Origin of the sequence: Luminiphilus sp. nBUS_07 (assembly GCF_051201685.1) — a bacterium.
Classification (GTDB): Bacteria; Pseudomonadota; Gammaproteobacteria; order Pseudomonadales; family Halieaceae; genus Luminiphilus.
The window spans coordinates 3,301,312-3,312,839 of sequence record NZ_CP179213.1 but is presented as its reverse complement, the minus strand read 5'-3'; the positions used below and the strand labels follow the sequence as shown (position 1 = coordinate 3,312,839).

The 11,528-nt window shown below is 53.0% G+C and carries 10 protein-coding genes; 6 read left to right on the top strand and 4 right to left on the bottom strand.

Annotation, left to right across the window (positions count from 1 at the left end):
- Positions 1-20 precede the first annotated feature (20 nt).
- Positions 21-1,193, top strand: a complete 1,173-nt coding sequence (locus ACMAZB_RS14660) for a YbfB/YjiJ family MFS transporter (protein ID WP_435213035.1) — start codon at positions 21-23, stop codon at positions 1,191-1,193.
- Positions 1,194-1,232: 39 nt separating this feature from the next.
- Here ACMAZB_RS14660 and ACMAZB_RS14655 read toward each other — a convergent pair whose 3' ends face one another.
- Positions 1,233-2,540, bottom strand: a complete 1,308-nt coding sequence (locus ACMAZB_RS14655) for an amidohydrolase family protein (RefSeq protein WP_435218236.1) — start codon at positions 2,538-2,540, stop codon at positions 1,233-1,235.
- A gap of 134 nt (positions 2,541-2,674) precedes the next feature.
- Here ACMAZB_RS14655 and ACMAZB_RS14650 point away from each other — a divergent pair, with 134 nt between their 5' ends.
- Complete coding sequence (locus tag ACMAZB_RS14650; protein ID WP_435218234.1) at positions 2,675-3,238, top strand: aspartyl/asparaginyl beta-hydroxylase domain-containing protein; 564 nt, start codon at positions 2,675-2,677, stop codon at positions 3,236-3,238.
- Between the two features lie 117 nt (positions 3,239-3,355).
- Here the strand turns inward: ACMAZB_RS14650 and ACMAZB_RS14645 are convergent, their stop codons facing one another.
- Complete coding sequence (locus ACMAZB_RS14645; protein WP_435218232.1) at positions 3,356-3,880, bottom strand: TetR family transcriptional regulator C-terminal domain-containing protein; 525 nt, start codon at positions 3,878-3,880, stop codon at positions 3,356-3,358.
- 289 nt (positions 3,881-4,169) lie between these two features.
- On the opposite strand from ACMAZB_RS14645, the gene ACMAZB_RS14640 reads away from it, so the two are divergent.
- Genes ACMAZB_RS14640 through ACMAZB_RS14625 form a run of 4 tightly spaced genes read left to right on the top strand, consistent with a single transcriptional unit; the run spans position 4,170 to position 9,814 of the window.
- Positions 4,170-5,786, top strand: a complete 1,617-nt coding sequence (locus ACMAZB_RS14640) for a phytoene desaturase family protein (protein WP_435218230.1) — start codon at positions 4,170-4,172, stop codon at positions 5,784-5,786.
- Positions 5,779-7,338 carry a phytoene desaturase family protein gene (locus tag ACMAZB_RS14635; protein WP_435218228.1) on the top strand — a complete coding sequence of 520 codons (1,560 nt, stop codon included), beginning with the start codon at positions 5,779-5,781 and terminating at the stop codon, positions 7,336-7,338. Before ACMAZB_RS14640 ends, ACMAZB_RS14635 begins: the two co-directional genes overlap by 8 nt.
- Positions 7,335-8,519, top strand: a complete 1,185-nt coding sequence (locus ACMAZB_RS14630) for an aminomethyltransferase family protein (protein WP_435213028.1) — start codon at positions 7,335-7,337, stop codon at positions 8,517-8,519. The genes ACMAZB_RS14635 and ACMAZB_RS14630 overlap by 4 nt, the downstream gene beginning before the upstream one ends.
- A 38-nt stretch (positions 8,520-8,557) precedes the next feature.
- The gene (locus ACMAZB_RS14625; RefSeq protein WP_435218226.1) at positions 8,558-9,814 is read left to right on the top strand and encodes an aromatic ring-hydroxylating oxygenase subunit alpha; all 1,257 of its coding nucleotides are present in this window, start codon (positions 8,558-8,560) and stop codon (positions 9,812-9,814) included.
- Between the two features lie 21 nt (positions 9,815-9,835).
- Here the strand turns inward: ACMAZB_RS14625 and ACMAZB_RS14620 are convergent, their stop codons facing one another.
- Together ACMAZB_RS14620 and ACMAZB_RS14615 are read right to left on the bottom strand one after the other, a co-directional pair.
- Positions 9,836-10,720: a hypothetical protein gene (locus tag ACMAZB_RS14620; protein ID WP_435218224.1), complete on the bottom strand. Its 885-nt coding sequence runs from the start codon at positions 10,718-10,720 to the stop codon at positions 9,836-9,838.
- The gene (locus ACMAZB_RS14615) at positions 10,710-11,501 is read right to left on the bottom strand and encodes a phytanoyl-CoA dioxygenase family protein (protein ID WP_435218223.1); all 792 of its coding nucleotides are present in this window, start codon (positions 11,499-11,501) and stop codon (positions 10,710-10,712) included. The genes ACMAZB_RS14620 and ACMAZB_RS14615 overlap by 11 nt, the downstream gene beginning before the upstream one ends.
- Positions 11,502-11,528 lie beyond the last annotated feature (27 nt).

The following is an 11,528-nucleotide window of genomic DNA, read 5'->3' as shown; positions in this document are numbered from 1 at the left end:
CTTGCTAGGGATAAGCGTTAATGGCCGTGACCGATAGCTCGATAGCTCGTCAAAACCCCTTTGATAGCAGAGGCTCTTTTTTACTTAGCTTGTATATGACGTTGGTGGGCTACAGTGTCCTTGTGGCACTACCCGCAATTAACAGTGCTTGGGTCGATCAGCTGGGTTTTAGTGATGTCGAGGTAAATCGTGTGGCGTCCTCTGACCTGTTGGGTCTCTTTTTGGGCTCGGTAGCGGTAAGCCTCTTAATAAGCCGGTTGAGTCGGCGCGGGTTGATTTATGCCGGTATCGCCATTGCCATCGCGGCAAACGGGTTGTGCATTTATTTTACCGATTACACCGCAATGTTGATTTTGCGAACCTTGGCAGGTTTCGGTGCCGGGCTCTACACCGCGGTGGCTGTGGCGAGTTTGGGTGCCCGTTCTAAGCCTCGAGAAGCGTTTAATTGGATGCTGCTAGCCTTTGCGTTTTCGCAGTTTATAGAGTTACAAATGATCCCCCATTTGAGCATGACGGGTATTTATACTTTCTTTATTGCGACCTATGTCGTGACACTGCCATTTGTAGGGGTGATGCCATCTGAAAAACTGGCGAAACCCGAGGTTACGGTGACAAATACAGAGCAGCGTCCTGGAGTGCTGGCGTGGGTGGGAGTTTTTGCGATCGTCGTGGCCTACATTAATATCGGGGCGTATTGGTCCAATATTGAGCTTGCGGCGGAGGCTGGTGGACTCGATGGCGACTGGGCTGCCCAAGTAATCTCCTGGAGTGTGCTGCTGTCTTTTGTTGGCTGTTTTGGAGCAATGTACGTGCTGAGGCACTTTGATCATGATCGCCCCGTTCTCGTGACCTTCGTGCTCATGGTGATTGCGGTGGGGTTGCTCGCCGTTGATGTGTCTGCAGGGTTTTTTATCTTCAGCGTGGCGATGTTTAATTTTCTTTGGATATTTATCGACGTCTATCAAATGGGGGGGGTCTCTGCCGCAGATCGAACAGGCAGTGCCGCTGCTTTTATTCCCGGCGCTCAGGGGTTGGGCCAAATGCTGGGTCCCCTTGCCGCCTCATTCTTGTTGGAGCGGGGGGGTGGCTTTGATGACATTTTCATTCTTTGTGCCTGCGCTTCAGCAACGGCACTGCTGATTTATACGCTGAGCTACTTGTTCACCCGAGAGCGAGTTGCTGGATCAACCTAAAAGTCGATCCTACGCTTTAAGTCGACGAATAAGAAAGGGTCAAGGATACGACGCCCTTTGCTGCGGTGCCTCGTCCCAGCGCACGATTTGACCGCCCTTCATGACGAATGTTGGATTTTCCAGCAGTGACAAGTCGGCGAGAGGGTTGTCAGAAACGGCTATTAAATCAGCCCAGTGGCCGGTCTGTATCGAGCCAACTTGTCCGCTCCAATTCAACATATCGGCAGCTACTGAGGTCGCCGCTTTAATCGCAGCCATGGGCGACAAGCCGGCTTCGGTGAGTACGGCAATTTCACGCGCATAGGCCTGAGGATCAATGTTGTACCCACCAAGATCAGAACCTACCACCACTTTAACCCCCGCCCGATGAGCCCGACCGATCAAGCTCAGCCACTCCTCTCGGTAGTTGAGATACACGTCGTCGTTTTTATCTTGCGCCAATAGCTTGTCGGTGCCGGCGTAATAATCACCGACATAAATAGTCGGTACCAAAAATGTCCCGTGCTCCACCATCAGCTTTATCGAGTAGTCGTCGAGATAGGTGCCATGTTCTATAGAGCGTACACCGGCTTCAATGGCCTGATTGATGCCGGCATTGGCATGGGCATGGGCTGCCACGGGTACACCGTGACGGCTAGCTTCCGCGACCGCCTCAGCGAGTTCGTCGGGACTAAAGGCAACGTTTTTAGGATCGTCACCGACCGAGTGAAAGGCTCCGGTGACCAAAATTTTGATCCAGTCAGACCCAAATTTTATTTCTCGCCGCACGGCGCGACGGACTTCCATGGGGCCATCGACAATATAACCGTCACTGATCATGGCCTGTTCCGGGGAGAGGTAGTTGATGTCGCCACCACCGCCGGTGATCGATAAATAATGTCCGGCACCGGTGATGCGAGGCGCTTGATGAACCCCTTCACTGACCGCTCTGGCGATATCCTGATTGCCAAAAAAGGCATCGGCGTCACCCATAACTCTGACGGTGGTCCAGCCGTGCTGAAGCATGCCCTGCAGGGCTGCTAATCCGAGAAGCGTCTTGTAAGCAGAGGAACCTGACAAATGGGCATTTTGATAATTGTCACCGTATATAAGCGGGTGCTCGTGCCCATTGATGAGGCCCGGCATCAGGGTCTGCCCGGGTAAAGCGATTTGTTTGACGTTTGGAGACAGTGTGTCGACGGCAACCACATCCACAATGTATTCCCCTTCAATCAATACGGCCCGCCCACGTTGGGCATGGTCACTCAAACCATCGATTAAAGCGTCGGGTACCAAGGCTAGGCGTTCGGCCATGGCTGTTGGGGCAAGGGCCAGCAAAAGCAGGGAAAAAAGAATAGGACGTCGCACGGTAACTCCTTGATTATTCGTGGGTGCAGACCGGCACCTTTATTTTCATCGTCGCCTGAATGGTGCTCGATCGCTACCTAACTTGATCGTTACCGAAATAGTCGCCATCATCACTCACTCAATCGAAATCATTGATGACCATGGATATCGGCGTACCTATAAAAGACTTAGGGTCTTATAACATTGACCCCCTGCGCGACAAAATACTGTCTCTGCCCGAGGAGGCTTGGGCTGGCAACGAGTTTCGTCAACTTGAGTATGAGGTGCATGCCCACACGCAGTCGGTTGTGCTGGTATTCACTGATGGACACGGCTGGCCCAATATCGAAGTCAGTAAAGAGGTGGGTTGGGATTTGCTGGCCGAAGAGGCGGTGCCCCTAATGCACAAAATTTTAGAAGATCATTATCCTCCGGGTGGCACAATTGTTCGGGCGATGGCGGCAAGGCTGCAGGCCAACGGCGTTATTAAGCCCCACAACGATAAACACCCGTCCTTTCATCACGGGCATCGAATCCATATTCCGATATCGAGCAATCCAAGGGTGCGCTTCATGATCGATGGGCGCCCGCAGCGTATGCAGATTGGCAGTGTTTACGAAATTAATAATCAGAAACAGCACAGCGTTATGAACAAGGGTAGCGAAGGCCGTATTAACTTTATCTTTGACTACATCCCGCCGGGGAATATCAGCCGGTAGCGCAAAATTTTGCAGGGGTTTTAGGTGCGAGCATGTACGGCTGGACGTTATTCAAGACTGCCTTCCTGTCTAGCAGAGAGATCAATCTATAGGTAACAAAGGTGCCAGCTTGAAGGGTTAGCTAAGGTGCTTGGGAAAGGCCTGCTGTAAATAAGCTCTGGCTAAACCTTTGCCTCTCGCCTTGGTCAGTACTCGCGGGGCAATCAGCAGGTTTAGCCATAAGCCGTCGATTAATGCCAGGTAGCCTGTCGCCAGCTGTTGGGGGTCGCGATCTTGGTAGTGACCTTCGTTGATGACAGCAGCAAACAGCTCTTCGACCTTTTGCATCGACAAGCGGTCGCTGCTGGAGCAAATTTTCTGGTAGACAGGGCGGGCGCTCGCTTCGCCATAATAAGCAAACCAAACGGCCATTTTTTGCCGTTGGGTGACACCATGACTCAATTGGAAATCCAACAGCCGCTCGAGAGTGTCGGCAAGAGAGGCCTGAGACGTCCCACTTTCAGGGATCAGAATTGCCAGTAATCCGTCGTTATATTCTTTGGTGACATGACGCAGCGTCTCAGCGAGTAGGTTTTCTTTACTCTGAAAGTGCAGGTTGGCAATCCCAAGGCTAAGCCCGGCTTCGCGGGTGACCAGCTGCATGGTGGTGGCCGATAATCCATGTTGTGCAATGCACCGAATTGTTGCGTGAATTAACTGTAGGCGTCGTTCCGAACGTGAACGTATTTGCCGCCGCTTCTTTTCGGTTGGTATCGGTGCTGTAGGTGGGGAAGCTGATGTCAATGGACAAACTTATCGCGTGGCCTGAATGCACTTCAACTCTAACAACATCACACTAAATCGCAATCTATAAATGAACGTTCATTCATACTAGACGGCCAAAGACGACCGTGGCAGACTCTGTACCAACATCTGTAGGACGGAGAATGCCTTGAACCAGTACGACGCAATTGTTATTGGTGCCGGCCATAATGGTCTGACCAATGGCGCCTACCTCGCGAAAGCAGGTCTCAAGGTTGCCGTATTAGAGCGCAATCCCTATATCGGTGGCGCCACAGTGAGTCGCGAGCTGCACAAGGGTTGGTATTACTCCAACTGTTCTTACGTTGCCAGCCTACTGCGGCCTGAGATTACCCGGGACTTAGAGTTGCCGCGCCACGGATTGCAGGTTGTTCCTTTTGGGGGCGGCGCCACCTTTATGCAAAACGGCGACCACCTGGGCAGCTACAGTGACCACGACCGCCACTATCGCGAGATCGCACGTCACTCGAAACGCGATGCCAACGCCTACGACCGGTACGTGGCCGATACCAGCCGCCAAACTAAACTCATCCGGCCCTATTTGTTAAAGACCGCTCCTGATCCCACCTCGCTCAAACTCCGGGATTTGCGCGATTTGATTGAGTTCGCCAAATCCTTTACCTCAATGGGCGAGGAGGGTTTGCTCGATACCATTAAGTTCTGGACGGCGAGTGTTGGCGATTATCTCAACGAATACTTCGAGACCGATGTTTTAAAAGCGCACCTCGCCGGTAGCGGCATTATTGGCACGGCGTTGGGTGTGTACTCTCCTGGCACAGCCTACGTGCTACTGCACCACTACATGGGCGATGTCGACGGTAATGTCGGAGCCTGGGGTTTTGCCCGAGGGGGCATGGGCGCAGTGGCCGATGCCTTGTCTAAGGCCTTTCTCTCTTACGGGGGCGAGATTATTTGTGACGCCAACGTCGATGAAATTATCGTGCGCGACGGCCAGGCCAAGGGCGTTGCTTTGAAGGATGGCACCGAGTATTACGCCGACATTGTGGTTTCCAACCTCGATCCCAAGCGCACCTTTCTCGATATTACGAACCCCAAAGATTTGCCCGATGACGTTATTCAAAAGGCCCAAAATTTCAAGATTAGAGGCTCCTCGGGCAAGCTGAATATTGCCCTTGATGGCCTGCCTATTTTTGACGGTCTCGATCCCCGCAGCAAGCTTATGGCCGGAGATCTTCACTTTAGTGATTCCCTTGAGCGTCAAGAACGCGCCTATGACGATTGGAAAAATGGAACTTGGTCCAAGGATCCTTATTTGGACATGATGATTCCGTCGCTAACCGATCCCACGATGGCGCCGCCCGGCAAGCACATGATGTCGGTCTTTGTGCAGTATGCGCCACCCAAAGTCGAGGGACGTGATTGGACGGACGAAGATAAAGACGGTTTTGAAAAGTCAGTGATTGACCAAATTGCCAAGTACAGTCCCAATTTTAAAGATCTTATTCTTCACTGCGAGACCCGTACGCCACGAGAAATTGAAGCGGAAGTAGGTCTTACCGAAGGCAACATCTTCATGGGCGAGCTTACCTTCGATCAATTGCTGTTCAACCGGCCCTTCCCGGGGTATGCCCAATACCGCGGTCCTATTAAAGGTATGTACATGTGCAGTTCCGGAACTCACCCCGGGGGTGGCGTGATGGCCGCGCCCGGTGCCAATGCGGCTCGGGAAATCCTGATGGATCTCAAACGACCCAACACTGTGCCCGGAGGCTATGCTGATGACTGATTACGATGCGATCATCATAGGTGCCGGCCACAACGGATTGATCTGTGGATCTTATCTAGCCAAGGCGGGGCAGCGCGTCCTTATTTTGGATGCAAGGGATCAAGCCGGCGGCTGTGCCAGCACGCGGGAAGTGGCCCCGGGCTTTCGCATGTCCGACTGTGCGCAGTGGCTGTATCAGCTTGACGATGCCATTGTCCGAGATTTGGGGCTTGAGGCAGCAGGTTTAAAAGTGGGTGCGCGAAAACGCACCGTGGCACTGCAAGCCGATGGTGATCATTTGAGTATCGACGGTGATTTTTTGCGGGGTGCCGGTATTGGCACCAAAGATCAGGCGGCCTTTCAAGCGTTTCGTCAGCAAATGGATGTTTTTGGCAAGCTGATGCTAAAGCTATATCGCGGCCGTGCCCCCAAATTGGTCGATGCAAACTGGCCCGACCGGCTGACGCTGATGAAGCTGGGCTTGGGCCTAAAGCTCATGGGCAAGACCAACATGCAGGACCTGATGCGCATTGTGTTGATCAATATCTACGATGTGATGAATGAGAATTTCGATCATGAAGGCCTGAAGGCGGCGCTGGCACTGGATGCGATTACCGGCACTAATATGGGACCGCGTTCACCCAATACTGTTTACACCTATTTGCACCGCGCGCTGGGTAATCAGCTGCAGTCCAAGGGGGTTGTACAGGTGATGGGTGGTATGGGCGCCCTTGGCGATGCGCTGCAAAAGGTCGCTGAGAAGCACGGCGCGGCGGTTCGCCTAGGCAGTGCCGTAGAGGCGATTGTCAAAGAAGACGATCGTGTTTGTGGTGTCACCTTGGCCGACGGTACAACCCTGCGTGCCAAGGCTGTGATTTCCAGCGCAGACCCAACCACAACGTTCCGGGATCTGCTGGGTTATCAGCACCTTGAAACGGGCACGGCCCGACGCGCAGCCCAATATAGAACGCGTAGCGGTACCGCCAAGTTACACCTTGCGTTATCAGAGTTACCGGCATTTTCGGGGCTTGATACCGCCGCACTGTCTCAGCGACTGGTTATTGCACCAACCATGGATGCCATCGAAAGCGCCTTCAACCCTATGAAGTACGCCGAGTGCGGGCCCAAGCAGGTATTTGATATCAGTATTCCCAGTATCGAAGACCCCAGCCTTGCCCCGAGTGGACAACATGTTTTGACGGCATTGGTGCATTACTTACCCTATGCGCCTAAGGGCGGATGGGAGGCGCAGCGCCAAGCGGTGCTCGATAACCTCATTGAGCAATTGGCAGCTTATGCCCCGGGTATTAAAGGTCAGATTGTTGCCTCGGAATTACTGGTCCCGTCCGATTTTGAAGCTGCCTATGGCATGACCGGAGGAAACTGGCATCACGGTGAGCTGTCGATTGATCAGGCGCTGATGATGCGACCATTCCCCGGCTCCACCCAGTACAAGACCACCATTGATGGTTTGTATTTATGCGGTGCTGGCGCCCATCCGGGGGGTAGCCTAATGGGCTTGCCGGGTCGCAATGCGGCTAAGGAAATGATTAAGCAAGGAGCCTTCGCATGATTACCTCAAGCCGGGACATTATGCTCCTGCCCACCCCGTTTCACTCGCGGGTTGAGGCGATGTGTGACATGAATGATTGGGGCAATTGGATGGGTTACACAACCCCCAATGCCTACTTCGATGTCGAGCTCGAATACTTTGCGATTCGCAGTACCACGGGTGTTTTTGATTTATCACCCATGAATAAATACCGAATTATCGGCCCCGACGCCGAGGCGTTCCTCAATCGCATGGTGACGCGCAACGTTAGTAAGCTGGGGATCAACCGTGTTGGCTACGCAGTGTGGTGCAATGATGCGGGGCAGGTCATGGACGATGGCACGATCTTTCGTTTGGGTGAGCAAGATTTCAGGCTGTGCTCATACCAGCGCGCCGACGACTGGCTCAATTGGTGCACTCTGGGCTTTGACGTCACGATTACCAATGAGAGCGAAGACCTCGCCGGGCTGGCGGTGCAAGGCCCAACGTCGTGCACGATTTTGACGCTGCTGGGTTGCACTGGATTGGATCAGCTTAAGCCTTTTGGTATTGCCCACTTTACCTTTGAAGGCGCCCCAATGATGGTGAGCCGCACGGGCTTCACGGGAGATTTGGGTTACGAAGTTTGGGTGGCGCCGGCTCAGGCTGAGGCCTTATGGGATCAGTTATTTGAGCACGGTCGCGAATACCTCATCAAACCCATCGGCTCTTATGCTTTAGATATGGCCCGAATTGAAGCGGGATTTATTCAAGCCCACGTCGACTTTGTGCCCGCGGAAGAGGTCGTGCGCAATGGCCGTACGCGCAGCCCCTTTGAATTGGGTCTCGAGTGGCTGGTCGACTTTTCCAAGCCTCTGTTTAATGGCCGTTCAGCGCTACTTGCCGAAAAAGCCAAAGGCTCGCGCTATCGCTTTGCCATGCTCGACATCGAGGGTAATAAGCCAGCGGAACACTCCTTTATTATGAAGGGCGATAAAGTGGTGGGCACTGTCACCTCTGCTGCCTGGTGTCCTACGGTGAAATCTAATATTGCCTACGCTCAACTTGAGATGCCCCATGGTGCTGTTGGGGATGAGTTGACCGCCGAAATTTATTATCAGCGCGAGCTGCACTGGACGCGGATGCTTGCACCATGCCGCGTGATAGACGGCCCATTGTTCAATCCCAAGCGGCGGCGACAAACGCCGGCGCCTCCCTTCTAAGTTGCCACTCCGCAAGGAGTGAGCCCAGGGTAACTATTATGTCTGTGATTGCCACCCATGTTGATGACTCTACCGATCAGCTGCGTGAGAAGCTTGCTGCCGAACAGGAGCGACCCGATTACGCAATCGATCCTTATTTTTATCGCTCGCACCTTGTGCACGAGCTTGAACTTGAACACTTGGTCTTCAAAAGCTGGATTTATGCGCTGCATACCAGCGAAATACCGAACACAGGCGACTATCAGCTTCTCGAAGTGGGTGAAGATGCAATTATCGTGGTGCGAACAGCGGATGGCTCGATCAATGCGATGCACAATATTTGTCGGCACCGCGGTTCTCGAGTTTGTGAGGGGACCACAGGTAATAGAAAGACCTTTGTCTGCCCCTATCATGGCTGGGTCTATGACTTAGATGGCTCGCTCAAAGCCGCCCGCGAAACCCACATCATGCCGGATTTCGATAAGACTCAATTGGGTTTGAAGGCCGTTCGCTGTGTTGAATACATGGGTATGGTCTTTATAAATTGTGACCCTAATGCCGCTGACTTGGTGGCGTCCTTGGACAAAATGCGCATTCCATTAGGCGCCTATGATTTAGCTAACGCCAAGGTGGCTCATCGGCAGACTTATCGTATTCAGGCTAACTGGAAGCTCGCGCTGGAAAATTATCTAGAGTGTTATCACTGTGCAACCTCCCATAGGGCATATGCGCGGCTGCACACCTTGAAGGATCTCGAAGAGAAGTCGGCGCCAGTCGTGGCCAAGATGCTGGAAAATGCCGATGCCAAAACGGGAATTGCGGGTATCGCTCAAGCCCATACCCAGATTTACCTCGATGCCGATAACTTTGGCACCTGCGCGCATACCATGCGCTACGGTTTGTTCGAGGGTTTTGTAACCGGTAGTCAGGATGGCCAGCCGGTGGCGCCTCTCATGGGGCACTTCAAAGATTACGACGGCGGTGCGGGTGACTTCCAGATGGGCCCCCTGAGTTTTATGTTGAACTATCCCGACCACTGCGTGCTGTACCGTTTTTTACCGCGCTCCCTTACCGAGACCGATATGGAGCTGGTTTGGTTTGTCCGTGGCGATGCGGTTGAGGGTAAAGACTATGATCTCGAGAAGCTGACTTGGCTGTGGCACCACACGACATTGGAAGACGACTACATCATTACGCGCAATAGTCTGGGCGTAAATTCACGATTCTTCGAGCCCGGCCCCTATCACACCGAGTTCGAAGAAGGGTTACAGCAGTTTATTCACTGGTATCTGCACACCCTCTCTGAGGCCGTTTAAAACTATTGGTGGTCAGCGTTGTTACTGGCGGTGCTGCCTTCCCCAAAGCTGCTGAATGCGTTGTCGCCAAGTCGATAGGTTGGCCTCAATCATGGCAAAGCCACCCAGCCAGAGCAGGCTGTCGTAGGTGTAGAGATATTTGCCATACCAACCCCAGGTTAATGCACAGCTAACAATCAGACAGTAGCTGACGTGGGGGGTATGACGCACTAAAGTCGCGAGCCTGCCGGTATCAGTCTGCCGGCGTTTTAAAAAAGCTGAAGTCGCGAAGGCTGCACCTGCTGCAAGCCAGGATGCGCACTCAATGAGTGAGACCAGTGCCTGAATACGTGCAATCCGCCAACCCTGATCCGTCATGATGGTGGTAGCGTTAAATGACAGCGTCAATTCCCCCGACGCTAAGCGTTCGGTGCAGCTTTTCGGGGTTAACGTTGTGTAGACCTGATTGTGCAGCTCGTAAAGCGTAACGTTGGTTTGGCCACAAAATGCATCGGCTAAGAGTAGTTTTGTGGGTTCAAGGACGTTGAGGAATTCGCCGGTGTAAACCACCAGGGTATGCACTAGCACTCCAAAGCAAGCCAAGCGCATCAGATTCAAGGGCCAACGCACGCGCCGGATCGCATAAATATGCTGCCAATACGTCTCAATCTCGAAGACCAGCAGTAAGCCAAACCAGGCCGCCACATCCAGAGAGTTGGCATAGGCTGAGGTGATGTCCCAGATCGATTCGTAACCCTGTCGCGTCAAGGTGCGTGAGTCCTCAAGCACATACAGGAGAAAATTTAAAAACAGCAGGCTATAAATGGGCCATTTAAGGTACTGCTGGTAGCGCGACTGCCAATTGACAGAGCCACCCGAGGGAGGGTGTGCAAAAGAGGGTGACTCCATCGAGGGGTTAGGACTCAAACCACTTGCCGTCTGGATCCTGTGGCCACACGCCAAGGTTGGGTCCATGAACTTGGAAGCCCAGAAGCCTTCTGACGTTGTCGGGCTGTGAGGAAACGGTGTCGCTGTTTAGCGTCAGGTACTGATTTTCTTCCTGTCGCAGCCAGCCCAAGGCATAAGTATTGACCAAAGCTCTGCGCGGTTTATCGCTGCGATTTGCACCGCCGCCATGCAGGGTTGATCCCAGATAAACAACGATTGACCCACGGGGCATTTCAGCGGAAAAGCTTGGCTGCTCAGCATCGTCAGGATGGGGGCCGTTGTAGTGTGACCCCGGAATAACCCGGGTTGCACCATTTTCTTCAGTGAAGTCATCAAGCGCCCAAAGCGCTGAAATTTGGACCTCAAACGGGAGATACTCTTTTGGGTAAATGGTGTCGTCGGCGTGAATAACCTGAGCATCTTCCCCGGGTAAAATCTCGATGGCCGTGGTGCTGCCAACACGGATCGTCTCGCAGCGAGGGCCTAAAACCCCGTTCGCCAGTGACAAAACATCGGGATGGGTAAACAGTGTCTGAAATTCATGGGAATGCGCAGCGATGCCACCAACGCGGCGGGTTCGGTACCCATTAAAGTCGTTTTGAAACCCCGCACCTACGCGTTCGTATTCAGGCTGAAGATCACGATTGAAGGTTTCAATACTGGCGGGGGTTGCCACCTTTTCGATAATAATAGCGCCGACTTCAAGTAGGGCATCAAGCCACTTATGTTGTTCCTGACCTGCTTGAAACCTTGGAATCATGGTGGCTCCTAACTGACTATTTGTGCC

Bases quoted from the DNA above. Each gene is read 5' to 3' on its own strand.
- ACMAZB_RS14660 (WP_435213035.1), top strand. From the start codon at position 21: ATGGCCGTGACCGATAGCTCGATAGCTCGTCAAAACCCCTTTGATAGC.
- ACMAZB_RS14650 (WP_435218234.1), top strand. From the start codon at position 2,675: ATGACCATGGATATCGGCGTACCTATAAAAGACTTAGGGTCTTATAAC.
- ACMAZB_RS14645 (WP_435218232.1), bottom strand. From the start codon at position 3,880: ATGCAGCTGGTCACCCGCGAAGCCGGGCTTAGCCTTGGGATTGCCAAC.
- ACMAZB_RS14635 (WP_435218228.1), top strand. From the start codon at position 5,779: ATGACTGATTACGATGCGATCATCATAGGTGCCGGCCACAACGGATTG.
- ACMAZB_RS14630 (WP_435213028.1), top strand. From the start codon at position 7,335: ATGATTACCTCAAGCCGGGACATTATGCTCCTGCCCACCCCGTTTCAC.
- ACMAZB_RS14625 (WP_435218226.1), top strand. From the start codon at position 8,558: ATGTCTGTGATTGCCACCCATGTTGATGACTCTACCGATCAGCTGCGT.
- ACMAZB_RS14615 (WP_435218223.1), bottom strand. From the start codon at position 11,501: ATGATTCCAAGGTTTCAAGCAGGTCAGGAACAACATAAGTGGCTTGAT.